21 protein-coding genes and 1 pseudogene are annotated in these 23,569 nt (G+C 49.5%); 17 read left to right on the top strand and 5 right to left on the bottom strand.

Features of this window, described 5'->3' with window-relative positions; translation table 11 throughout:
- Window positions 1-156: 156 nt before the first annotated feature.
- Window positions 157-1,017: a fructosamine kinase family protein gene (locus I2D83_RS10410; protein ID WP_205948057.1), complete on the top strand. Its 861-nt coding sequence runs from the start codon at window positions 157-159 to the stop codon at window positions 1,015-1,017.
- Window positions 1,018-1,096: 79 nt separating this feature from the next.
- Here I2D83_RS10410 and I2D83_RS10405 read toward each other — a convergent pair whose 3' ends face one another.
- Complete coding sequence (locus I2D83_RS10405; RefSeq protein WP_205948056.1) at window positions 1,097-1,645, bottom strand: YniB family protein; 549 nt, start codon at window positions 1,643-1,645, stop codon at window positions 1,097-1,099.
- Between the two features lie 288 nt (window positions 1,646-1,933).
- Here I2D83_RS10405 and hxpB point away from each other — a divergent pair, with 288 nt between their 5' ends.
- A complete protein-coding gene (gene hxpB / locus I2D83_RS10400) occupies window positions 1,934-2,605 on the top strand; it encodes a hexitol phosphatase HxpB (RefSeq protein WP_205948055.1) in 672 nt (223 codons plus the stop codon).
- Between the two features lie 99 nt (window positions 2,606-2,704).
- Here the strand turns inward: hxpB and I2D83_RS10395 are convergent, their stop codons facing one another.
- On the bottom strand, window positions 2,705-3,037 hold the full coding sequence (locus tag I2D83_RS10395) for a cupin domain-containing protein (RefSeq protein ID WP_010275594.1): 333 nt from the start codon (window positions 3,035-3,037) through the stop codon (window positions 2,705-2,707).
- A gap of 366 nt (window positions 3,038-3,403) precedes the next feature.
- Here I2D83_RS10395 and kduI point away from each other — a divergent pair, with 366 nt between their 5' ends.
- From kduI to I2D83_RS10340, 11 genes and pseudogenes are all read left to right on the top strand, one after another.
- Entirely contained in the window at window positions 3,404-4,240 is an 837-nt protein-coding gene (gene kduI, locus I2D83_RS10390; protein WP_015840149.1) for a 5-dehydro-4-deoxy-D-glucuronate isomerase, read from the top strand.
- An 81-nt stretch (window positions 4,241-4,321) separates the two neighbouring features.
- Window positions 4,322-5,083 (top strand): 2-dehydro-3-deoxy-D-gluconate 5-dehydrogenase KduD, encoded by a 762-nt coding sequence (gene kduD / locus I2D83_RS10385; protein WP_015840148.1) that lies wholly within the window; start codon window positions 4,322-4,324, stop codon window positions 5,081-5,083.
- A gap of 272 nt (window positions 5,084-5,355) precedes the next feature.
- Window positions 5,356-6,987, top strand: a complete 1,632-nt coding sequence (pelW, locus tag I2D83_RS10380) for a pectate disaccharide-lyase PelW (RefSeq protein WP_181828466.1) — start codon at window positions 5,356-5,358, stop codon at window positions 6,985-6,987.
- A gap of 47 nt (window positions 6,988-7,034) precedes the next feature.
- Window positions 7,035-7,925: a carbohydrate ABC transporter permease gene (locus I2D83_RS10375; protein ID WP_005968854.1), complete on the top strand. Its 891-nt coding sequence runs from the start codon at window positions 7,035-7,037 to the stop codon at window positions 7,923-7,925.
- Window positions 7,918-8,823, top strand: coding sequence for a carbohydrate ABC transporter permease (locus I2D83_RS10370; RefSeq protein ID WP_010299968.1), 906 nt, complete (start codon window positions 7,918-7,920; stop codon window positions 8,821-8,823). The genes I2D83_RS10375 and I2D83_RS10370 overlap by 8 nt, the downstream gene beginning before the upstream one ends.
- 13 nt (window positions 8,824-8,836) lie before the next feature.
- Window positions 8,837-9,964 carry an ABC transporter ATP-binding protein gene (locus I2D83_RS10365; RefSeq protein WP_180776877.1) on the top strand — a complete coding sequence of 376 codons (1,128 nt, stop codon included), beginning with the start codon at window positions 8,837-8,839 and terminating at the stop codon, window positions 9,962-9,964.
- Between the two features lie 15 nt (window positions 9,965-9,979).
- Window positions 9,980-11,269, top strand: a complete 1,290-nt coding sequence (locus I2D83_RS10360) for an ABC transporter substrate-binding protein (RefSeq protein WP_205948054.1) — start codon at window positions 9,980-9,982, stop codon at window positions 11,267-11,269.
- Between the two features lie 247 nt (window positions 11,270-11,516).
- Window positions 11,517-12,239, top strand: coding sequence for an oligogalacturonate-specific porin KdgM family protein (locus tag I2D83_RS10355; RefSeq protein ID WP_194430141.1), 723 nt, complete (start codon window positions 11,517-11,519; stop codon window positions 12,237-12,239).
- A gap of 354 nt (window positions 12,240-12,593) precedes the next feature.
- A complete protein-coding gene (paeX, locus tag I2D83_RS10350) occupies window positions 12,594-13,556 on the top strand; it encodes a pectin acetylesterase PaeX (protein WP_205948053.1) in 963 nt (320 codons plus the stop codon).
- 110 nt (window positions 13,557-13,666) lie between these two features.
- Window positions 13,667-14,173, top strand: a pseudogene (locus I2D83_RS10345) (metal-dependent hydrolase); the annotation flags it as partial.
- 239 nt (window positions 14,174-14,412) lie between these two features.
- Window positions 14,413-15,807, top strand: a complete 1,395-nt coding sequence (locus tag I2D83_RS10340) for an L-cystine transporter (RefSeq protein ID WP_015840140.1) — start codon at window positions 14,413-14,415, stop codon at window positions 15,805-15,807.
- A gap of 95 nt (window positions 15,808-15,902) precedes the next feature.
- Here the strand turns inward: I2D83_RS10340 and osmE are convergent, their stop codons facing one another.
- On the bottom strand, window positions 15,903-16,235 hold the full coding sequence (gene osmE, locus I2D83_RS10335) for an osmotically-inducible lipoprotein OsmE (RefSeq protein ID WP_015840139.1): 333 nt from the start codon (window positions 16,233-16,235) through the stop codon (window positions 15,903-15,905).
- Window positions 16,236-16,461: 226 nt separating this feature from the next.
- Here osmE and nadE point away from each other — a divergent pair, with 226 nt between their 5' ends.
- The 4 genes from nadE to I2D83_RS10315 all read left to right on the top strand — a co-directional run bounded on the left by nadE (window position 16,462) and on the right by I2D83_RS10315 (window position 20,809).
- Complete coding sequence (gene nadE, locus I2D83_RS10330; protein ID WP_205948052.1) at window positions 16,462-17,286, top strand: ammonia-dependent NAD(+) synthetase; 825 nt, start codon at window positions 16,462-16,464, stop codon at window positions 17,284-17,286.
- 215 nt (window positions 17,287-17,501) lie between these two features.
- Window positions 17,502-18,389: an aromatic amino acid DMT transporter YddG gene (gene yddG / locus I2D83_RS10325; protein WP_205948051.1), complete on the top strand. Its 888-nt coding sequence runs from the start codon at window positions 17,502-17,504 to the stop codon at window positions 18,387-18,389.
- Between the two features lie 132 nt (window positions 18,390-18,521).
- Window positions 18,522-20,240, top strand: coding sequence for an ABC transporter ATP-binding protein (locus I2D83_RS10320; protein WP_180776885.1), 1,719 nt, complete (start codon window positions 18,522-18,524; stop codon window positions 20,238-20,240).
- A 137-nt stretch (window positions 20,241-20,377) separates the two neighbouring features.
- Window positions 20,378-20,809, top strand: a complete 432-nt coding sequence (locus I2D83_RS10315) for a nitrous oxide-stimulated promoter family protein (protein WP_205948050.1) — start codon at window positions 20,378-20,380, stop codon at window positions 20,807-20,809.
- A 61-nt stretch (window positions 20,810-20,870) separates the two neighbouring features.
- Here the strand turns inward: I2D83_RS10315 and ihfA are convergent, their stop codons facing one another.
- Together ihfA and pheT are read right to left on the bottom strand one after the other, a co-directional pair.
- The gene (gene ihfA, locus I2D83_RS10310; RefSeq protein WP_009112984.1) at window positions 20,871-21,167 is read right to left on the bottom strand and encodes an integration host factor subunit alpha; all 297 of its coding nucleotides are present in this window, start codon (window positions 21,165-21,167) and stop codon (window positions 20,871-20,873) included.
- Window positions 21,168-21,171: 4 nt separating this feature from the next.
- Window positions 21,172-23,559, bottom strand: coding sequence for a phenylalanine--tRNA ligase subunit beta (gene pheT, locus I2D83_RS10305; RefSeq protein ID WP_205948049.1), 2,388 nt, complete (start codon window positions 23,557-23,559; stop codon window positions 21,172-21,174).
- Window positions 23,560-23,569 lie beyond the last annotated feature (10 nt).

Raw genomic sequence — 23,569 nt, 5'->3', positions numbered from 1 at the left:
CTATTTTTAATTCCGACTATACTTGTTTCTCGCTATCTGCGCCTATTGTTATCAGTGTGCTATAGATTCCATTTTTATTGCGCTCAATGGGTTACCGTAAACGAATCACCCCAGTGAATAGCAGGGTATCGGCAACATCAACGGGAGGATGACCTTATGTGGCAAGCTATCAGCCGACTTTTGGAAGAGCATCACGGTACTGCGGATATTCAGGAACACCGCGAACTGCCCGGTGGTGAAATACATCCAGCCTGGTATGTCCGTTACGGCGATCATGACGTCTTCGTAAAATGCGATAGTCGTGAAATGTTGGCTAAATTCACTGCTGAAGCCGATCAACTGCACCTGCTAAGCCGCAGCAATACCGTGCGTGTGCCAGATGTTTATGGTGTCGGTAGTTCACGCGATCACAGCTTCCTGCTTCTGCAATTCCTGCCCGTTAAACCGTTGGATGCCCACAGTGCCTGGTGTCTGGGCGAGCAGTTAGCGCGTCTGCACCAATGGAGCGACCAGCCGCAATTTGGACTGGATTTCGACAATGATCTCTCAACCACGCCTCAGCCAAACAGCTGGCAGCGGCGCTGGGCGACCTTTTTTGCCGAACAGCGTATTGGATGGCAGTTACAGCTAGCAGCAGAAAAAGGGATGCATTTTGGTCACATTGAAACACTGATCGCACGCGTAGAAGAACGTCTGGCGGGGCATCAGCCACAGCCGTCTCTCTTGCACGGCGACCTGTGGCCAGATAACTGTGCGAATAGCCAGGATGGCGCTTATCTGTTCGATCCGGCCTGCTATTGGGGGGACAGAGAATGTGATTTGGCGATGTTGCCGCGCTACCCAGCCCTGCCCGCACAAATTTATGATGGCTACCAAAGCGTATGGCCGCTGGATAAAGGCTTTATCGATCGCCAGCCTATTTACCAGATTTATTATCTGCTTAACCGCGCCAATCTTTTCGGCGGCAAACATATCGTTGAGGCGCAACAACTCATTGAGCGGCAGTTGTTAATCTAGGGTGAGACGTTTGTTCTAAGATGAGAGATGGGACAGGAAGGATACGGAGTCTGGCGCAACCATTGCGCCAGACCGTCATTCAGACGGGTAGCCCTAACAAGCGCAGCACCAGATAACCCACACCAGCGATAATCACCGGCAGGATATAAAGCGGAAAGACTTGCACGAAAATCGTATGCCCAGGAACAATGACGCGTGATTCCAACGTCTCACGCGTGTTCCCGCCATCCGCTTTCATCTTTTCCAGAATCAGTTGATCTTCAATGCCTTCCTTTATTGCCTTCGCCTGACGCGACATCCGGGCACCCGAAACCTGCAAAGCTAGGCCAATAAAAATCAGAATGTAGATCAGCCAAAACATCAGCGTCGCGGCACTAAAAAAGCGCGTAAAATCCGGCACCGGCGAATTGAACCAAAAAATGTTCAGGAAAGGCGTATTAAAGCGCACCATGTCGACCATCAAATGCAGAAAATCCAAGAGAACAGCGTCAATACCCTGTTTTTTCTGGGTATACGCGTAGAGATAGTTAGCCAGCGAGACGAAAGTTGAAAGCAGCGCGGGAATAAAAAGGATCCATCCGGCAATGCGTTTAACGACGGCAATACGGCCAGCCTGTTGATACGTCATGAGAACCCCTTCTTAGCGACGCAACATCGGTAATATATCGTTTTAGTACGACGGGTAGCCTACTGTAAGTTTACGAGCAGTCAACACTTTATCTCCCCCACCGCCTGATAAGCCACAATGGCGACATTACCCCTCTCATATAGCAGCGAGCGTATTGACTGTATTCCTCGCCTGTCCATGGAACTTGTCCTGATGGGTAAACGCTTCGCGTTTTATCCTGCAACTCGACTTCTTTAGGGTATAGTTTACCATTAAATTTCCTTTTTCTTTGCTGACGGAGCCAGTGGTATGTCCTTTGATTCTTCTATACGAGCGGCGATTTTCGATATGGATGGGCTGCTGATTGATTCAGAACCGTTGTGGGATAAAGCAGAGCTGGAGGTGATCGCCTCGCTGGGCGTTGATATTTCATTGCGACACACAATGAAAGACACGCTGGGCCTGCGCATCGATATGGTTGTTGAACTTTGGTATCAGTACTCCCCCTGGACGACACCAAGCCGGGACGAGGTTGTTCGCCGTATTATCGAACGCGCCATTGAACTCGTTGCCGAACAACGCCCGCTTCTGCCCGGCGTCGAGCATGCGCTTCAACTATGCCGTGAACAGAATCTCAAAATTGGGCTGGCTTCCGCGTCACCGCTCCATATGCAGCAGCAGGTGCTGCGCATGTTTAACCTGGATCACTACTTTGATGTCTTAATGTCAGCCGAAGCGCTGCCGTATAGCAAACCGCATCCTGAAGTGTATTTGAATGCAGCAAACGCGCTCGGCGTTTCCCCCACGCAATGCGTGACGCTGGAAGACTCGGTGAATGGCATGATCGCCACCAAGGCAGCACGCATGCGTTCAATCGTTATTCCGCAGGCCGAATTCCGCGCTGATGCACGCTGGGCGTTAGCCGATTATAAGCTGGATTCCCTGAATCAGCTGACCGCTGAACACCTGCTGCTAGTGTAGGAATTTAATGTAGGAATAAAGAAGCGAAAGAATAGAAAACAAACATTGCAGGATATAACGAAAGCGTGGTCAGCCAATCGACTGACCACGCTTTAGGTATTACAGGAAATCAGCGCGCTTAGGCGAGAAAGCATCGATCAGGACGCTACCATCTTCCAACGAGACCACGCCGTGCATCTCGTTTTTCACCGCCAGATAGGCGTCGCCGGTTTTCAGGATACGTTTTTCACCTTCGATCACGACTTCAAAGCTGCCAGCGGCAACATAAGCGATCTGATCGTGAATTTCATGAAAGTGCGGCGTACCGATGGCACCTTTATCAAAGTGCACATAGACCATCATCAGCTCATCGCTCCAGGTCATGATCTTACGTTTAATGCCACCGCCCAGCTCTTCCCACGGGGTTTCATCATCAATAAAGTATCTTCTCATTATCATCTCTCCTCTAACGCTTGTATTGCCCATACCTTCTATTGCGTCAACAAACCGTGCACGACAACGAGTGTATGACTATGGATTGCGACATTTTAGCCACATCAGTACCAGAAGAAACATAAAATAAGCAAAACCATGACGGCCCTCAAGAAATAAATAAAACATTATTTCATTTTTATTGAATTAACATCCCATCCAAACTATCATCCCGCATAACAAGAAAGAACCGGGCACGTTGAGGAACAGGTGACGTTGTCACTGCCACGCAACATCATCTGTTTCGCCCGGCGCTTTCACCAGGAATGATTCCTGCTTCAGGAATCGCGCCTGATTTTTGTTTTTCTCTGAAAGAGAGGCTAAGCAATGCAAGTTCGTCAAAGCATTCACAGCGATCACGCGAAGCAACTGGATACCGCCGGCCTACGTCGTGAATTCCTGATCGAGCAGATTTTTTCTGCCGATGCCTACACTATGACCTATAGCCACATCGACCGAATCATCGTCGGTGGCATTATGCCCGTACACAGCGCCGTGACGATTGGCGGTGAAGTGGGCAAACAACTCGGCGTCAGCTATTTCCTGGAACGCCGCGAATTCGGCGCCATCAACATTGGCGGCGCAGGCATCGTGACTGTCGATGGCGAACGCTATGACGTGGGTAATGAAGAAGCAATCTATGTTGGTATGGGCGTGAAAGACGTGCAATTTACCAGCGCCGATGCGGCTAATCCCGCCAAGTTCTACTACAACAGCGCGCCAGCACATACGACATACCCTACCCGCAAGATTACTCAGGCTGACGCCTCACCACAAACTGTGGGTGAAGATGCCAGTTGCAATCGCCGTACAATTAATAAATACATCGTTCCCGATGTATTGCCGACCTGCCAGCTCACAATGGGATTAACCAAGCTGGCCGAAGGCAGCCTATGGAACACCATGCCTTGCCATACGCATGAGCGCCGAATGGAAGTCTATTTCTATTTTGACATGGACGATGAAACGGCCGTTTTCCACATGATGGGTCAACCGCAAGAAACCCGTCACATAGTTATAAAAAACGAGCAGGCGGTGATTTCACCGAGCTGGTCGATTCATTCCGGTGTTGGCACCAGACGCTACACCTTCATCTGGGGCATGGTTGGCGAGAATCAGGTTTTCGGTGACATGGATCACGTCAAGGTTAGCGAGTTACGTTAATCGCTTTCAACCGGAATTACCGGTGTTCCCTACAGTAACAGCTAACGACTAATTATTGTCGCTTATAGAGAGATTAGAGATATGATTTTAAATTCTTTTGATTTGCAAGGTAAAGTTGCTCTTATCACTGGTTGTGATACGGGTTTGGGTCAGGGTATGGCTATCGGTCTGGCACAAGCCGGTTGTGATATCGTCGGCGTCAACATCGTTGAACCGAAAGACACCATCGAAAAAGTCACTGCACTGGGACGCCGTTTCCTGAGCCTGACCGCTGACATGAGCAACGTCGCTGGTCATGCTGAACTGGTAGAAAAAGCCGTTGCTGAATTTGGCCACGTTGACATCCTGGTCAACAACGCCGGTATCATCCGTCGTGAAGATGCGATCGATTTCAGCGAGAAAAACTGGGACGACGTAATGAACCTGAACATTAAGAGCGTGTTCTTTATGTCTCAGACCGTTGCGCGCCAGTTCATCAAACAAGGTAAAGGCGGCAAGATCATCAACATCGCTTCTATGCTGTCCTTCCAGGGTGGTATCCGCGTACCTTCTTATACTGCGTCAAAAAGCGCCGTTATGGGCATCACTCGTTTGATGGCGAACGAATGGGCAAAACACGGTATCAACGTCAACGCAATTGCGCCGGGATATATGGCTACCAACAATACCCAGCAGCTGCGCGCCGATGAAGAACGCAGTAAAGAAATTCTGGATCGTATCCCGGCAGGTCGTTGGGGCTTACCGCAGGACCTGATGGGCCCATCAGTATTCCTGGCTTCCAGCGCATCTGACTACATCAACGGTTACACGATTGCTGTTGATGGCGGCTGGCTGGCTCGCTAAGCGCAGTTTTTCTTAGCGGCATTTCGCCAACTTACGATAAAAAGCACAATTTCGGTTGTGCTTTTTATTTATTTTTCAACCTGTTATTTCTCTTTTTACGATTCTTTCTCCTGCCACAATCCTTTCTTAAAAAAAATCAAAACAACGTTCCGACTTTGATCACACTTTCGATATTGCGTGCATGACGACAAGGTTAATAGCGCAATATAATCAATCAAAACAGTGTTTCTATTTATAAGGAACTGTTCCACGGTTCCATAAGAAGGTACTCCATGAGTATTTTTGAAAACTTATACACCAGCAGGAAATCGCAGCTCGACGAATGGGTTGCAGCACTTGATAGTCATATTGCCTGTGTGCAGGATAAAGGCCGCAGCCAAACTAAGCCGACGCTATTATTGGCTGACGGTTTTGATGTTGAAAATTATGCACCAGTAATGTGGCAATTTCCGGATGGCCATAGCGCACCTATTTCTAATTTTGCCAGCCAGCAAAATTGGTTAAGAACGCTGTGCGCCATGAGCGTAGTTACAGGTAATGATAGTTACCAGCAGCACGCTATCGCACAAAGCGAATATTTCCTGGATCACTTCGTTGATGATAATAGCGGCCTATTCTACTGGGGTGGTCACCGTTTTATTAATCTGGATACGCTGGACGGTGAAGGTCCAGAATCTAAAGCTCAGGTGCACGAATTAAAGCACCACCTGCCCTATTATGCGCTGTTACATCATGTGAATGCGGAAAAGACGCTGAACTTCTTTCAGGGGTTCTGGAACGCGCACGTTGAAGACTGGGATTCACTGGATCTGGGTCGCCATGGCGATTACAGCAAGAAACGCGATCCGAATGTTTTCCTGCATGCCCGCCATGATGTCGTCGATCCGGCGCAGTGGCCTGTTCTGCCATTAACCAAGGGGCTGACTTTTGTTAATGCAGGCACAGACCTGATTTACGCCGCATTCAAATATGCAGAATACACGGGCGACAGCCACGCCGCAGCCTGGGGTAAGCACCTTTATCGCCAATACGTTTTGGCGCGCAACCCAGAAACCGGTATGCCCGTGTATCAATTCAGTTCACCACAGCAGCGCCAGCCGGTGCCGGAAGATGACAACCAGACGCAGTCTTGGTTTGGCGATCGCGCGCAACGCCAGTTTGGTCCGGAGTTCGGTAAAATCGCGCGTGAAGCCAATGTGCTGTTCCGCGATATGCGCCCCCTGCTGATTGATAACCCACTGGCAATGCTGGATATTCTCCGCACGCAACCTGATGCCGAAATACTGGATTGGGTTATTTCAGGGTTAAAAAATTACTACCAATACGCTTATGATGTCACCAGCAATACGCTGCGCCCGATGTGGAACAACGGTCAGGACATGACAGGCTACCGTTTTAAACGTGATGGCTACTACGGCAAAGCAGGAACGGAGTTAAAACCGTTCGCATTAGAAGGTGATTATTTATTACCGCTGGTTCGGGCTTATCGCCTGAGCGGTGATGAGGACCTGTACGCACTGGTTAACACCATGCTGACGCGACTGAATAAAGAAGACATTCAATCCATCGCCAGTCCGTTACTGTTGTTAACCGTCATCGAACTGGCCGATCACAAGCAATCAGAATCTTGGGCACATTACGCCGCGCAGTTGGCTGACGTTTTGTTTGAACAACATTTCCATCGTGGTCTGTTTGTTCGCTCCGCACAGCATCGTTATGTTCGTCTGGATGATACCTATCCGCTGGCTTTACTGACTTTCGTTGCCGCTTGTCGCAACAAATTAAACGATATCCCGCCGTACCTGACACAGGGTGGATATGTTCACGGTGATTTTCACGTTAACGGGGAAAATAGAATTGTTTATGACGTGGAATTAATTTATCCAGAGTTATTAACAGCTTAATTTTATGTTTTTTTTAATGGTTCACAATTAATCAATAGGTAAGCATTATGAATGAAAACAGAATGCTGGGGTTAGCCTATATCTCCCCCTATATTATAGGGCTGATAGTTTTTACCGCTTTCCCCTTTGTTTCGTCATTTATCCTCAGTTTTACTGAGTATGATTTGATAAATCCGCCTGAATTTACGGGACTAGAAAACTATCACCGCATGTTCCTGGAGGATGACCTCTTTTGGAAATCAATGGGCGTTACCTTTGCCTATGTATTTCTGACCATTCCATTGAAATTAATCTTCGCGCTGTTAATTGCGTTTGTACTTAATTTCAAATTGCGTGGTATCGGTTTCTTCCGTACTGCTTACTATGTGCCTTCTATTCTGGGCAGCAGCGTGGCAATCGCCGTATTGTGGCGTGCACTGTTCGCCATCGATGGTTTGTTAAACAGCTTCCTCGGCGTGTTTGGCTTTGACGCCATCAACTGGCTGGGCGAACCGTCTCTGGCACTGATGTCGGTAACACTGTTGCGCGTATGGCAGTTCGGTTCCGCGATGGTTATCTTCCTAGCTGCATTGCAGAACGTTCCGCAATCACAGTATGAAGCGGCAATGATCGATGGCGCATCCAAATGGCAAATGTTCCTGAAAGTAACGGTACCGCTGATTACACCAGTTATCTTCTTTAACTTTATCATGCAGACCACTCAGGCATTCCAGGAGTTTACGGCGCCTTACGTCATTACTGGCGGCGGTCCAACACACTACACCTACCTGTTCTCGCTCTATATCTACGATACGGCGTTCAAGTATTTCGATATGGGTTACGGTGCTGCGTTGGCATGGGTTCTGTTCCTGGTTGTTGCAGTATTTGCGTCTATCTCCTTTAAGTCGTCGAAATACTGGGTGTTCTACTCCGCTGATAAAGGAGGAAAAAATGGCTGACATGCATTCAAACCTGACTACAGCACAAGAAGTTGCTGCTGCAGAAGTACGCCGCACGCTGCGTAAAGAAAAACTCAGTGCCGCTATCCGTTACGTGATACTGCTGTTTGTTGGTTTACTGATGCTTTATCCATTGGCGTGGATGTTCTCGGCGTCGTTCAAGCCGAATCATGAGATCTTCACTACGTTGGGTCTGTGGCCTGCTCACGCTACCTGGGACGGTTTCGTTAACGGTTGGAAAACCGGTACGGAATACAATTTCGGTCACTACATGATTAACACTTTCCAGTATGTGATTCCGAAAGTGGTTCTGACCGTCATCTCCTCGGTGATTGTGGCTTATGGTTTCGCTCGCTTTGACATTCCGTGGAAGAATTTCTGGTTTGCCACGCTGATTGCCACCATGCTGCTACCAAGCACCGTGTTGCTGATTCCTCAGTACCTCATGTTCCGTGAAATGGGCATGCTGAACAGCTATCTGCCACTGTACTTGCCGGTAGCGTTTGCAACACAAGGGTTCTTTGTGTTCATGCTGATCCAGTTTCTGCGTGGTGTACCACGTGATATGGAAGAAGCGGCCCAGATCGATGGTTGTAACTCTTTCCAGGTTCTGTGGTATGTGGTCGTGCCGATTTTGAAACCAGCCATCATCTCTGTTGCGCTGTTCCAGTTCATGTGGTCAATGAACGACTTCATCGGTCCGCTGATTTATGTTTATAGCGTGGATAAATATCCGATTGCGCTGGCGCTGAAAATGTCTATCGACGTTACTGAAGGCGCTCCGTGGAATGAAATTCTGGCCATGTCCAGCATCTCCATTCTGCCATCCATTATTGTTTTCTTCCTGGCACAGCGCTACTTCGTACAAGGCGTGACCAGCAGCGGAATTAAAGGTTAATAGAGGATTTATCATGGCTGAAGTTATTTTCAATAAACTGGAAAAAGTATACTCCAACGGTTTCAAAGCTGTTCACGGCATCGACCTGACGATTAAAGACGGCGAATTCATGGTTATCGTCGGCCCGTCTGGCTGTGCGAAATCCACCACGCTGCGCATGCTGGCAGGCCTGGAAACCATTAGCGGCGGTGAAGTTCGCATCGGTGAGCGCGTTGTTAACAATCTGGCGCCAAAAGAGCGTGGGATTGCAATGGTGTTCCAGAACTATGCCCTCTACCCTCACATGACGGTAAAAGAGAACCTGGCGTTTGGTCTGAAGCTGAGCAAACTGCCTAAAGAGCAAATCGAAGCGCAGGTAGCTGAAGCCGCCAAAATTCTGGAGCTGGAAGAACTGATGGATCGTCTGCCGCGCCAGCTGTCTGGTGGTCAGGCACAACGTGTAGCCGTAGGCCGCGCCATCGTTAAAAAACCCGATGTATTCCTGTTTGACGAACCGTTGTCAAACCTGGATGCCAAACTGCGTGCTTCCATGCGTATCCGTATTTCCGACCTGCACAAGCAGTTGAAGAAAAGCGGTAAAGCGGCGACAAGCGTATATGTTACCCACGATCAGACTGAAGCCATGACCATGGGTGACCGTATCTGCGTGATGAAACTCGGTCACATCATGCAGGTCGACACACCAGATAACCTGTACCACTTCCCTGTCAACATGTTCGTTGCTGGCTTCATTGGCTCACCAGAAATGAACATTAAGCCGTGCAAACTGGTCGAGAAAGACGGTCAGGTTGGCGTTGTTGTGGGTAATAACGCGCTGGTATTAAGCAGTGCGAAGCAAGACAAAGTCCGCAGCTATATCGGACAAGACGTATTCTTCGGTGTTCGTCCAGACTATGTTTCCGTGTCAGATACGCCATTTGAAGGCAGCCACTCACAGGGTGAGCTGGTTCGCGTAGAAAACATGGGTCACGAATTCTTTATGTACATTAAAGTCGATGGCTTTGAATTAACCAGCCGCATTCCTTATGACGAAGGTCGGCTGATTATCGAGAAGGGACTGCATCGTCCGGTATATTTCCAGTTCGACATGGAAAAATGCCATATTTTTGATGCAAAAACAGAAAAAAATATCTCTCTTTAACAGGAGTAGTAACCGATGAAAAAAGCGATCCTACACACGTTAATAGCTTCATCTCTGGCGTTAGTGGCAATGCCGTCTTTAGCCGCTGATAATGTGGAATTGAGAATGTCCTGGTGGGGCGGCAACAGCCGTCACCAGCAGACGCTCAAAGCCATTGAAGAGTTCCATAAGCAGCATCCAAACATCACCGTTAAAGCGGAATACACGGGCTGGGATGGTCACCTGTCTCGTCTGACAACGCAGATTGCCGGTAATACCGAGCCAGATGTGATGCAGACCAACTGGAACTGGCTGCCGATTTTCTCTAAAAACGGCGATGGTTTTTACGATCTGAACAAGGTTAAAGATTCTCTGGATCTGACCCAGTTCGAATCCAAAGAACTGCAAAACACCACGGTCAACGGCAAACTGAACGGTATTCCGATTTCCGTTACTGCTCGCGTGTTCTATTTCAATACCGAAAGCTGGAAAAAAGCCGGTCTGGAATATCCGAAAACGTGGGACGAACTGCTGAACGCCGGTAAAGTGTTCAAAGAGAAACTGGGCGACCAATACTACCCTATCGTATTGGAACACCAGGATTCTCTGGCACTGCTGAACTCTTATATGGTTCAGAAGTACAACATTCCAGCGATTGATGTAAAAGGTCAGAAATTCGCCTATACCGATGCGCAATGGGCTGAATTCTTTGGCATGTATAAAAAACTGATCGACAGCCATGTCATGCCTGATGCTAAGTACTATGCCTCTTTCGGCAAGAGCAACATGTATGAAATGAAGCCATGGATCAACGGCGAGTGGTCTGGTACTTACATGTGGAACTCCACCATTACCAAGTACTCTGACAACCTGCAACCACCAGCAAAACTGGAATTGGGTAACTACCCAATGTTGCCAGGCGCGAAAGATGCCGGCTTGTTCTTCAAACCTGCACAGATGCTGTCTATCGGTAAATCGACTAAGTATCCTAAAGAGTCTGCTCAGCTGATCAATTTCCTGCTGAACAGTAAAGAAGGTGCTCAGGCTCTGGGTCTGGAACGTGGTGTTCCGTTGAGTAAAGCGGCTGTTGCTCAGCTGACTGCTGATGGCGTCATCAAAGACGATGCACCAGCGGTTGCCGGGTTGAAACTGGCGCTGTCTCTGCCACATGACGTTGCCGTTTCTCCTTATTTCGACGATCCACAAATCGTTTCTCTGTTTGGTGATACCATCCAGTCTATCGATTACGGTCAGAAATCTGTGGAAGACGCAGCGAAATACTTCCAGCGTCAATCTGAGCGTATTCTGAAACGCGCAATGAAATAATGTAGTACTCGATTTACTCTGTAATTCATCCCTGCCGCACTGACGGCAGGGATTTTTCATTTAAATTAAAACAACCGCGATATTCAATTCGATCTCCCTCACAATTTGAAACCCCATTTTACTTTTTGTTACTCAAGACGATCTCGATCACAGAACGTAGTTTAATAATAAATAAAATAGAACTTGTCCCAAAAAGCATAATGCGTGTTTTTTATTAGAGATATCCTAACCAATAGGGAATATAACAATGAAAGTTAAATTACTAGCTCTGGCAGTTACGTCATTAATTAGTGTGAACGCAATGGCTGTAACGATCGATTATCGTCATGAAATGAAAGACACTCCAACTAGAGATCACCGGGACCGTCTATCAATATCTCATCGTTTTGATAATGGTTTTGGTCTTTCAGCCGAAGCAAAATGGCGTCAAGCAAGTAACGAAACGACGCCTGATAAGCCATTTAATGAAACCGTCAGCAACGGCACCGAAGTAGTTGCTAGCTATGTGTACAAAATTAATAAAACTTTCCAAGTTGAACCAGGTTTCTCTTTAGATTCAAGTTCTACTTCTAACAACTACCGCCCTTATCTACGTGGCCGTGCGGCTGTTACTGATGATTTTTCTGTTTCTTTCCGCTATCGTCCATATTACCTCAGAGAGAGTGGGCTAAAAATTAACGGAAAAAATGGAGATCCTTCTGTCGAGAAAGGCTATAACTTAACGACTGTTTTAAGTTATAAATTCCTGAAAGATTTTCAAGTTGATTATGAGTTAGATTATAAAAAAGCAACTAAAGCTGGGAAAACTCTTTACGATAACGACAATGATAACTTCGATCACGACGTAAAACTTTCTTATAAGTGGGATAAAAATTGGAAACCATACACTGCTGTTGGTAACGTTGCTCAAGATGGAAAAACAGATCATCGTCAAACCCGTTTCCGTGTTGGTGTACAATATAGCTTCTAATAACGGCCTTATTATCTAAATAAGCATTATTAGTAAGAAAAAGGGATGTTATTGTTAATGGGTTTACTGGTTTTATTTTATCATTAACATCCCTTTATTATGATGTTCGTCGTAGGTTAAGCAGGTTAGTTACGTTTCTTTGTGACATACGCTCTAGTTAAATATGTTTTAGTTACATGCGTTTTAGCTGTTGGAATTACTGTGTCTGATTTACCCTCTTCGTGTATGAATGTTATTTCTTTATTAAAATTTACGGTTCAGGGTGGTCATTTTTTCTCCGATGTGATGGCTACCCTATTTTTTTACCATCGCCCAACGATTTCCCCCCTCCTTCCCTTTGTCAGGTGATCTATCATGATTGTTCGTTCTCTGCTTGTCGGGGCCATTATGATGTCTGTAAATGGATTCAGTTACGCCCAACCTGTTTTTCCTGTCTGGCCACACGGCGAAGCGCCGGGAGCCTCTTCTTCAACGGCACAGCCGCAACTGGTCGAACGAAGCAAAGATCCCTCTCTTCCCGATCGGGCAGCAACCGGTATTCGCAGCCCCGAAATTACCGTTTATCCAGCAGAGAAGCCCAATGGCATGGCATTGCTCATTACACCAGGCGGATCTTACCAGCGCGTGGTGTTGGATAAGGAAGGCAGCGATCTGGCCCCTTTCTTTAATCAGCAGGGATACACACTTTTTGTGATGACCTACCGTATGCCCGGTGAAGGCCATAAAGAAGGCGCTGATGCTCCATTGGCCGATGCACAGCGTGCTATCAGAACCCTGAGAGCCAACGCTGATAAATGGCACATTAACCCACAGCGCATCGGTATTATGGGGTTTTCCGCCGGTGGTCATGTTGCTGCCAGCCTCGGAACCCGATTTGCGCAGTCCGTTTACCCCGCGACAGATGCCATTGATAGCGTAAGTGCACGTCCTGATTTCATGGTGCTGATGTACCCCGTGATTTCGATGCAGGCGGATATTGCGCATGCAGGCTCGCGCAAACAGTTGATCGGCGAACAGCCGACAGAAGCGCAGGTGCTGCGTTACTCTCCAGAGAAACAGGTTACCGCGCAAACACCCCCTACGTTTCTGGTGCATGCGGTTGATGACCCTTCGGTATCGGTTGATAACAGTCTGGTGATGTTCAGCGCACTGCGGGCAAAACAAATTCCGGTTGAAATGCATCTCTTTGAGAAAGGTAAACACGGTTTCGGCCTGCGCGGTACCAAAGGGCTGCCTGCCGCTGCCTGGCCTCAGCTACTGGACAACTGGCTGCGTGTTTTACCGGTAAGCACAGAACAGCCGAAAGCCGCGCCATAAAAGGCGGCAAGCACACCATAGCCGAAATAAATCGTTACGCCGTCACCGCTTCCGCAGGCAGGGATAATCTCTTATACTGTATAAAATAACAGTTTTATTTGAGACGTTTCATGACTGCGGAAGGACACCTGCTGTTTTCTGTTGCCTGCGCGATTCTGGCTAAAAAAGTTGAATTATCGCCCGCGCTGGCTGCCGGAGACTGGTGGCACATTATTCCCGGTGCACTCCTTACCGCGCTGCTGCCCGATATCGATCACCCCAAATCTGTCCTCGGGCAGCGCCTTAAGTGGCTTTCCGCGCCGATTGCCCGTCTCTTTGGTCATCGAGGGTTTACGCACAGCCTCCTTGCTATCGCCGCCGGTATCTTCTTTATTCAAACGCGTCTGCCGCCAGATTGGCCGATTCCGACTGATGCTTACCATGCCATGATCGTCGGCTATTTGAGCCACATCCTTGCTGACATGCTGACCCCCTCCGGTGTTCCCCTGCTTTGGCCCTGCCGCTGGCGTTTCCGCTTACCGCTCTTAAACAGCCAAAAAGGTAATCAACTGGAGCGATTCCTGTGCATTGCCTGTATCGGTTTTTCACTGTATCAACCGCAGAAGAATTTGAATTGCTGTACCTACGAGCAGTCATTTCGCTTTTTGCAGTCAGCCCAAACGTACCTCTTTCAATATGTGAAATAGCCGCGTGACCTACCGTCAGACATATGTCTGTAACATGATGGCAAAAGACCTGTTATCCTGTGCGCGTTTGTTATTTTTTATCGCAAAAGATCACACTGCCTCTACCGTTCTGCGTTGTGACGCAGGGCGTGGCCAATGTGGTGCGATTCACTGATAGGGAGCAAAGCCGGATGAATTTTCCGCTACTCATAAATATTCTGCTATTTGTCGTATTACTACTCGGACTAGGTTACGCCAGCCGTAACCCCTCCTGGAGTCTGGCAAAGAAAGTGTTGCTGGGTTTGGTTGTCGGGGTATTATTTGGTCTGGCGCTGCATCTGATTTATGGCGGCGACAACCCGGTCATTAAACAGTCCATCTCATGGTTTAACATCGTCGGTAATGGCTATGTGCAGCTGTTACAGATGATCGTCATGCCGCTGGTATTTATCTCCATCCTGAATTCTGTTGCCAAGCTGCATAATGCGTCGTCATTAGGGAAAATCAGCCTATTAACGCTTTCCACCCTGTTGATCACCACGCTGATTTCTGCGTTGGTCGGCGTCTTTGTGACTAACTTGTTTGGCCTGACGGCTACCGGGTTGGTGCAAGGCGCACAGGAAACCGCGCGATTAACGGCGATTGAAAACAACTATGCCGGTAAAGTTGCTGACCTTAACGTTCCTCAGCTTATCCTGTCATTCATTCCTAAAAACCCGTTTGCTGAGCTAACCGGCGCTAACCCGACGTCCATTATCAGTATCGTCGTCTTCGCGGCGTTCCTTGGTGTGGCTGCCCTGCAACTACTGAAAGATGACGCGGTGAAAGGCGAACGTGTGTTAACCGCCATTGATACGCTGCAATCCTGGGTGATGAAGCTCGTCCGCCTGGTGATGAAATTGACTCCATACGGCGTCATGGCGTTAATGACCAAAATGGTCGCTAGTTCTAACCTGCAAGACATCCTCAAGCTGGGTAGCTTCGTTGTCGCGTCCTATCTGGGGCTGGCGATTATGTTCGGCGTCCATGCGCTGATTCTGTCTTTCACCGGTATCAATCCGGCGCGTTTTTATCGTAAAGTCTGGCCAGTGCTGACGTTCGCGTTTACCAGCCGCTCCAGTGCAGCGACGATCCCACTCAGCATTGAGGCGCAAACGCGCCGTATTGGCGTACCGCAATCTATCGCCAGCTTCGCAGCCTCTTTCGGTACGACCATCGGTCAGAATGGTTGTGCAGGGCTTTATCCAGCAATGCTGGCCGTCATGGTCGCCCCAACGGTCGGCATTAACCCGCTGGATCCTGTCTGGATCGCGACGCTGGTCGGTATCGTCACGATCAGTTCTGCCGGCGTAGCCGGTGTCGGTGGCGGCGCAACCTTTGCCGCACTCATCGTCCTGCCTGCTATGGGGCTGCCAGTGACCCTCGTTGCGCTGCTGATCTCCATTGAGCCACTTATCGATATGGGCCGTACTGCGCTTAACGTCAGCGGTTCGATGACGGCCGGTACCGTCACCAGCCAACTGATGAAACAAACAGATAAAACGGTTTTCAACGCGCAGGATGACGCGGAACTGACACACCGTTAAGCCACGCTTGCTGCACAAAAGAAAACGCCGACGGCTGGAGCTGTCGGCGTTTTTTATAACACTTTTCTAATAACGATATCGTGCTATCAGGTTAACTAGCGCTGTGGGTTAGTATCGTAAGCCTGGCAGCTCTGGAAGCCTTTATTGAGAACATGCCCCGTGTCGTTATAGCTCACGAAATAGTTCTGCGCGGTACCATCGCGGTTTTTCAGCAGATAATCACTACAGGTGCCCTTGGCATTCACCAAACGTTTCTCAGTGCCGCCCGTCCCCGCAATCTGATGAACCTGCTGCTTCGTCATTCCCACCTTCACATCTTTCACCACAGGCTCATTGACATAGCTTTCTGCTTTGTTATAAGCCGAACATCCCGCCAACATGACAGCACCTGCTGCCGCAATACACATCAGTAATCTGTTATTCTTCATCTCATCACCTCATTATGAATGGGTCACACTAAGGCTAGTCGGCGGCAACCACTTTTTCAAATCATAACGTGGATATGTAACATATTGGCCGATAGTCAAAAATCGGTTACCTATAGGGAAAATGACTACCTGACAGCTTGTTCTTTTTCTTCACGCCAATTCGTTTTACACTCAGGCAATCGTAATAATTCTTTTGCAGTATCAATAAGTTCAGGAGGGGGATGGCATGTCATTACAAAACGACATTATCACTGCGTTGGGAGTGAAAAACAGTATCGAACCAGCACAGGAAATCCGCGTTAGCGTTGATTTTTTAAAGAATTATCTGAATGCTCACCCGTTCGTTACGTCGTTAGTTTTGGGAATCAGCGGCGGTCAGGATTCTACGCTGACCGGCAAACTGTGTCAGACGGCTATCGCGGAATTACGCAATGAAACGGGGAACGCTCGCTATCAGTTCATCGCCGTTCGACTGCCTTACGGCGTACAGGCGGATGAAGCCGACTGTCAGGATGCCATCGCCTTCATCCAACCGGATCGCGTGTTAACCGTCAACATCAAGCCCGCCATTGAAGCCAGTGAAGCCACCTTGCGCGCCATTGGCGTGGAGCTTTCCGATTTTGTCAAAGGCAACGAGAAAGCCAGAGAACGGATGAAAGCGCAGTATAGTATTGCGGGAATGAACGCCGGGCTAGTCGTCGGCACCGATCATGCCGCAGAAGCGGTAACGGGCTTTTTCACCAAATACGGTGATGGCGGTACCGATATCAACCCGATTTTCCGACTGAACAAGCGTCAAGGCAAAGCGCTGCTGCGCGAACTGGGCTGCCCTTCTCATCTTTATACCAAAGCCCCCACCGCCGATCTGGAAGAAGATCGCCCGTCTCTCCCGGATGAAGTCGCGCTGGGTGTCACCTATGAAAAGATCGACGACTATCTGGAAGGCAAGCAGATTGAGGCTAAGGATGCGGCCATTATCGAAAACTGGTATCGCAAAACCGAACATAAGCGCCGTCCGCCGATTACCGTTTTTGATGATTTCTGGCGATAAATCATCGCAGTGAGCAAATCGGGCGCGGATAATGGCACCCGGTTTGCTCTTGATTTCTTCTGCACACGCTTCACGGTTCTCCCAATCATTCGAGTGGCGGAACAGAACGCTAGCGTTTGGAACAAGGCGAAACATTTCCCGTAAGAGCGAGCCCCATAGAAAGGCCGAGAATAATAGTCAGTGCAAAGGCAGTCTGAAGGATGACAGGAATAAATATGACGCCACAACGTGCCACGCTCACGGGGTTACTGGCAATCATGCTATGGAGCACATCCGTTGGGCTTATCCGCAGCCTGACAGAAGCGCTTGGCACCATCGGTGGTGCCGCGATGATTTATTCCACCAGCACACTATGTTTAGTCGCTTTTTATGGTTTGCCTCGTATTAAAACACTGCCCAAAGTCTATTTGTTCGCCGGTGGTGCGATGTTTGTCTGCTACGAGATATTTCTATCACTCTCGATTGGGTTAGCGGATAGCCGCATGCAGGCGATAGAAATCGGGATGATTAACTATTTATGGCCCAGTCTGACCATTTTCTTTTCTCTTTTTATCAATCAGCAAAAAAGCCGTTTCCTGCTCTGGCCGGGCCTCGCACTCGCGCTGGGCGGCATTGTGTGGATTATGAAAGGAGATAGCAACTGGACACCAGAACTCCTGTGGAACAACATTCTTGCCAACCCGCTAGCCTACAGTCTGGCATTTTCTGCGGCACTGACCTGGGCACTCTATTGCAATATCACTAAGCGTTACGGACAGGGAAAAAGCGGCGTATCGTTGTTCTTTTTCGTTTCCTCCCTCGTACTATGGATTCAGTATTCCTTCAGCACCGAAGGTACGATTTCATTAACATTGCCGAGTTCGCTGCAACTGATTTTTATGGGCGCGTCGACCGCTCTGGCCTATTCCGCTTGGAATATCGGTATTCAGCACGGCAACCTGACGCTACTGGCAGCCGCATCTTACTTTACGCCCGTGCTTTCCACGTTGCTTGCTGCACTCTGGCTCAACATCACGCCCGCCATGTCGTTCTGGCAAGGTGTCGCCATGGTTACAGCAGGTTCACTGCTCTGCTGGTATGCTACACGGACGCCCACGAACTGATCCGCTGTCGTCCCCCTCTGTTTTCAGTCAGAACTCCCCGGCCAATAAAAACCTTAATCTGCACGCGGTCACATTCCTCTCGCTAAGCTGTTATAGTCACCCTCACATTTGGTTACCTAAAAACAGTCACACATGTTAAGACGCTTCTTCTCTTACTATTCCCCTTACAAAGGGTTATTCGTTCTCGATTTCGGCTGCGCCATCATCGCTGGCCTGCTTGAATTAGGGTTTCCGATGGCGATTAAAGCGTTCATCGACAAACTGTTACCGGCTCAGGACTGGTCGCTAATCCTGCTAGCGTCGGTGGCGCTACTGGCGATCTATCTGCTGAATACCGCGCTGATGGCCATCGTCAACTATTGGGGACATGCGCTGGGCGTAGGTATTGAAACCGATATGCGGCGGCAGGCCTTTGAGCACCTGCAAAATTTGCCGTTCCGCTACTACGATAATATGAAGACCGGGCATATCATCACCCACGTCACCAAAGATCTGGAAGAAGTCGGAGAAATCGCCCACCACGGTCCGGAAGACCTCTTCCTCGCGATCATGACCTTCATCGGTGCGTTCATCCTGATGGCGACCGTTCACCTGAACCTGGCGCTGCTGACGATTATTATCGTGCCTTTCATGACGTATCTCGTCAGCCGCTATGGCGCCCGCATGACGGAAACCTGGCGTCAACTCTTCGGTCAGGTTGGCAATTTCAACGCCCGGATTGAAGAGAGCGTAGGCGGTATCCGCGTCGTTAAAGCGTTTGCTAATGAAGCACATGAGAAAAAACTGTTCTCTAACGATAACGAAAACTACCGCCGAACCAAATTGCAGGCCTATCGCATCATGACCGCCAGTCTAACGCTCAGCTACCTCAGCACGCGTCTGATACAGCTTATCGTCATGCTGGCAGGTATTTGGTATGTCATTCAGGGTGAACTCAGCTACGGCGGTTTTATCGGCTTCCTGCTGCTGATTGAAGTTTTCTTCCGCCCAGTGGCAAAAATTACCTCGGTGTTGGAGAGCTACCCTAAAGGCATTGCGGGCTTCAAACGCTTTACCCAGCTGATCGATACCGTTCCCGAGATTGCCGATGCCCCCGACGCACGTGATGCCGGGCAGTTGAAAGGCGATATCCGGTTTAATCAGGTGAGCTTTGGCTATTCTGCCGATCGCCCGATTCTCAGCAATATCGACCTGTCGATTCGCGCCGGGGAAACCGTAGCCTTTGTCGGCCCATCCGGCGCGGGTAAAACGACGCTTTGTTCTCTGCTTCCCCGCTTCTACGATTTAACCAGCGGAGCCATCACTATTGACGGTATGGATATCCGTCAGATGACACAGGCGTCACTGCGCAGCCAAATCGGCATCGTACAGCAGGATGTATTCCTGTTCGGCGGCACTATTCGGGAAAATATCGCCTACGGCAAACTTGATGCCAGCGATGACGAAATCATGGAAGCCGCACGACGTGCACGGTTAGATGAACTGATCGAGAATCTGCCCGATGGACTGGATACCGTGGTCGGTGAGCGCGGCGTTAAGTTGTCGGGCGGGCAGAAACAACGTCTATCGATCGCACGCATCTTCCTGAAAAACCCACCGATTCTGATTCTTGACGAAGCAACATCCGCGCTGGATACGGCAACGGAGCAGGCAATACAACAGTCTCTCAGCGAACTTTCGGCAGGACGTACCACGCTGGTCATCGCTCACAGGCTGGCAACCATACAGAATGCCGGACGTATTGTGGTGGTGGATAACGGCAGCATCATTGAGCAAGGTAGCCATCAGGGGCTGCTGGAACAAAGCGGTATTTATGCCAGATTACATCAGGCACAGTTCGGCCAGGCCTGATTCTTCACCTCCTTCGGCGAGGGTTCTCCTCGCCTTTTTCTCTCTCCTTTTATGCATCGATGTGACTTAAGAGGTTTCTCTTGCAATAAATTGCATTTAAAATACACCTATTATGATTTCATCAGGACATGACGCACATGGCGAGAAAACCCCTGGGAAAATACCGACAGCGGGAGATCCGTACCGTCGGATTGATGATTGAATTGTATGAAAAGCACCACCCTGAAACCGACGATAACGCGCAGTATAAAGACTTATTCAGCTATGCCATCAAGCGTCTGGAGCGCTGTCATTTCGGTGAAGATAAACCTGCGTGTAAGCATTGCCCTATCCACTGCTATCAACCTGCCAGACGTGAAGCAATAAAAGCGATTATGCGCTGGTCAGGGCCGCGGATGCTGTTACGTCACCCGATTCTGGCAATACGTCACTTGATCGACGATCATCGACCAGTGCCGGATTATCCGAAGCCGAAGAAAGAGATCGCGCCAAAAGCGTCAACCGAGCGGGCAACCCGTTTAGCCTCGCAGCAAACGGCACCGGTGGATACCGACGCGACATTGAGATAGATGAAGTGAAGACGAATCAAATAGGAAAAGGCCGCTTGCGCGGCCTTTTTGGGTGACACGATTACTCTTTGGGAGAGGCGTTCTCTACCCTGCTTTTTAGCTTTTGCCCCGGACGGAACGTGACCACACGGCGCGCCGTAATCGGAATATCTTCGCCAGTTTTTGGGTTACGTCCCGGACGTTGGTTCTTGTCTCGCAAATCAAAATTGCCAAAACCTGACAACTTGACCTGCTCGCCATTTTCCAAAGCGCGACGAACTTCTTCAAAAAACAGCTCGACTAGCTCTTTGGCATCCCGTTTGCTCAGCCCGAGCTTCTCAAACAGGTATTCTGACATTTCAGCTTTAGTAAGCGCCATAGGTTCAATCCCTCAAGGATGCTTGGAATCGCTGTTTTAATGCTGCTACACATTCTGCAACGGTAGCAGCAATTTCCTCTTCTGCCAGTGTACGCGTGGTATCTTGCAGGGTCAGACTGATAGCCAGACTCTTATAACCTTCCGCTACGCCCTTCCCTCGGTACACGTCGAATAAGTTTACGCCAACTAACTGATTTGCGCCAACTTTCTTACACTCGGCCAAAATATCTCCAGCAGGGACATTTTCAGCGACCACAACGGCAATATCACGACGGTTCGCTGGGAAGCGGGAAACCTCGTTCGCCTCAGGCAATACGCGGTCTGCGACCTTATCCCACAACAGTTCGAACACCACGGTGCGCCCGTTGAGATCCAACTTGCGCTCCAGTTCTGGGTGAATAACGCCAATAAATCCAATACGTTCTTCGCCCAGATAAATAGCAGCACTTTGTCCCGGATGCAATGCCGGATTGTTTTCGGCCTTGAATTCGGTTTCAGACAATTTGCCCGTCAATGCCAGTACAGCTTCCAAATCGCCTTTTAAATCATAGAAGTCAACAGCCTGACGCGCCAGATCCCAATGCTCTTCATAGCGCGTGCCGGTAATCACACCCGCCAGCATCAGATCCTGACGAATACCCAGGTCGGCACTGCTGTCCGGTACAAAACGCAGGCCGCTCTCAAACAAACGCAGACGGCTTTGCTGACGGTTTTGGTTATACACCGCCGCACTCAGCAGGCCGCTCCACAGCGACAGACGCATCACCGACATTTCTGCAGAAATCGGGCTCGGCAGGCTTAATGACGCTTCATCAGGGTGGATTAATCCCTGAATTTTCGGGTCAACAAAACTGTAAGTAATTGCTTCCTGGTAGCCGTGGTCGACTAATAATGTCTTCACACGCTTCAATGACAGTGACGCTTCGCGATGCGAGGTCATGATCAACGGAGCCTGAGTAGGAATATTCGGAATGTTGTTGTAGCCGTAAATACGCGCGACTTCTTCAACCAGATCCTCTTCAATTTCCATGTCGAAGCGCCAGCTCGGTGCCGTCGCCTGCCAGCCTGCGTCGGTTTTCGTCACATTACAGCCCAGACGTTGCAGAATATCGCTAACCTGCTCATCGGCAATCACATGTCCAACCAAACGATCCAGCTTCTCACGGCGCAGCGTAATCGTTGCGCGCGTCGGCAGATCTGCCGTGCTGGTTACATCAACAACCGGCCCCGCTTCGCCACCACAGATATCGATCAGCAGGCGAGTCGCGCGCTCAATAGCCTTGTGTTGTAACGCCGGATCGACGCCACGCTCGTAGCGGTGGGAAGCATCGGTGTGCAAGCCGTGGCGACGTGCGCGCCCGGTAATTGACAGCGGATTAAAATAGGCGCATTCCAGCAGAACGTTCTGCGTGGCTTCATTGACGCCAGAATGCTCGCCGCCAAAGATGCCGCCCATTGCCAGCGCGCTCTGCTGGTCAGCGATAACCAGCGTATCTGCATTCAGCTTCGCTTCGTTACCATCCAGCAGCGTCAGCGTTTCGCCCTCTTTCGCCATACGCACGATGATGCCACCATTGAGGCGGTCGAGATCGAATGCGTGCATCGGCTGGCCGAGCTCCAGCAGAACGTAGTTCGTCACGTCCACCACCGGATCGATAGAACGAATACCACAGCGGCGCAGCTTTTCACGCATCCACAACGGCGTTGCCGCCTTAACGTTGATGCCTTTCACCACACGGCCTAAGTAACGCGGGCATGCCTGCGGCGCATCGACCTGAATCGGGAAAGTATCCTGAATGGTTGCAGCAACGGGTTCAATAGCCGGTGCATTCAACGCCAGTTGGTTCAACACGGCTACATCACGCGCTACGCCGATGATGCCGAGGCAATCTGCACGGTTTGGCGTCACGCTGATTTCAATCGCGTTATCATCCAGCTTCAGGTAGTCACGAATATCCGTGCCAATTGGCGCATCGGCTGGCAGTTCGATAATGCCGTCGTGATCGTCGGAAATCCCCAATTCGGAAAATGAGCACAGCATGCCTTCAGACGGCTCGCCACGCAGTTTGGCGGCTTTGATTTTGAAATCGCCCGGCAATACGGCACCTACCGTCGCCACCGCTACTTTCAGACCCTGACGACAGTTCGGCGCGCCGCACACGATGTCCAGCAGGCGATCGCCACCTACATTGACTTTCGTTACACGCAGTTTGTCTGCATTCGGGTGTTGCCCACATTCAACCACTTCACCGACAACCACACCGTGGAATGCGCCAGCAACCGGCTCAACGCCATCCACTTCCAGCCCTGCCATCGTGATTTGTTCGGATAGCGTTTCACTGTCAACCGCCGGGTTTACCCACTCGCGTAACCAGAGTTCACTGAATTTCATGATGTATACC

Origin of the sequence: Pectobacterium aroidearum, assembly GCF_015689195.1 — a bacterium.
Classification (GTDB): Bacteria; Pseudomonadota; Gammaproteobacteria; order Enterobacterales; family Enterobacteriaceae; genus Pectobacterium; species Pectobacterium aroidearum.
The sequence above is the reverse complement of the archived record's forward strand: the minus strand, read 5'-3'. Positions and strand labels throughout refer to the sequence as shown.

Coding starts and splice junctions, on each gene's coding strand:
- I2D83_RS10410 (WP_205948057.1), top strand. CDS start 157: ATGTGGCAAGCTATCAGCCGACTTTTGGAAGAGCATCACGGTACTGCG.
- I2D83_RS10405 (WP_205948056.1), bottom strand. CDS start 1,645: ATGACGTATCAACAGGCTGGCCGTATTGCCGTCGTTAAACGCATTGCC.
- hxpB (WP_205948055.1), top strand. CDS start 1,934: ATGTCCTTTGATTCTTCTATACGAGCGGCGATTTTCGATATGGATGGG.
- I2D83_RS10395 (WP_010275594.1), bottom strand. CDS start 3,037: ATGAGAAGATACTTTATTGATGATGAAACCCCGTGGGAAGAGCTGGGC.
- kduI (WP_015840149.1), top strand. CDS start 3,404: ATGCAAGTTCGTCAAAGCATTCACAGCGATCACGCGAAGCAACTGGAT.
- kduD (WP_015840148.1), top strand. CDS start 4,322: ATGATTTTAAATTCTTTTGATTTGCAAGGTAAAGTTGCTCTTATCACT.
- pelW (WP_181828466.1), top strand. CDS start 5,356: ATGAGTATTTTTGAAAACTTATACACCAGCAGGAAATCGCAGCTCGAC.
- I2D83_RS10375 (WP_005968854.1), top strand. CDS start 7,035: ATGAATGAAAACAGAATGCTGGGGTTAGCCTATATCTCCCCCTATATT.
- I2D83_RS10370 (WP_010299968.1), top strand. CDS start 7,918: ATGGCTGACATGCATTCAAACCTGACTACAGCACAAGAAGTTGCTGCT.
- I2D83_RS10365 (WP_180776877.1), top strand. CDS start 8,837: ATGGCTGAAGTTATTTTCAATAAACTGGAAAAAGTATACTCCAACGGT.
- I2D83_RS10360 (WP_205948054.1), top strand. CDS start 9,980: ATGAAAAAAGCGATCCTACACACGTTAATAGCTTCATCTCTGGCGTTA.
- I2D83_RS10355 (WP_194430141.1), top strand. CDS start 11,517: ATGAAAGTTAAATTACTAGCTCTGGCAGTTACGTCATTAATTAGTGTG.
- paeX (WP_205948053.1), top strand. CDS start 12,594: ATGATTGTTCGTTCTCTGCTTGTCGGGGCCATTATGATGTCTGTAAAT.
- I2D83_RS10340 (WP_015840140.1), top strand. CDS start 14,413: ATGAATTTTCCGCTACTCATAAATATTCTGCTATTTGTCGTATTACTA.
- osmE (WP_015840139.1), bottom strand. CDS start 16,235: ATGAAGAATAACAGATTACTGATGTGTATTGCGGCAGCAGGTGCTGTC.
- nadE (WP_205948052.1), top strand. CDS start 16,462: ATGTCATTACAAAACGACATTATCACTGCGTTGGGAGTGAAAAACAGT.
- yddG (WP_205948051.1), top strand. CDS start 17,502: ATGACGCCACAACGTGCCACGCTCACGGGGTTACTGGCAATCATGCTA.
- I2D83_RS10320 (WP_180776885.1), top strand. CDS start 18,522: ATGTTAAGACGCTTCTTCTCTTACTATTCCCCTTACAAAGGGTTATTC.
- I2D83_RS10315 (WP_205948050.1), top strand. CDS start 20,378: ATGGCGAGAAAACCCCTGGGAAAATACCGACAGCGGGAGATCCGTACC.
- ihfA (WP_009112984.1), bottom strand. CDS start 21,167: ATGGCGCTTACTAAAGCTGAAATGTCAGAATACCTGTTTGAGAAGCTC.
- pheT (WP_205948049.1), bottom strand. CDS start 23,559: ATGAAATTCAGTGAACTCTGGTTACGCGAGTGGGTAAACCCGGCGGTT.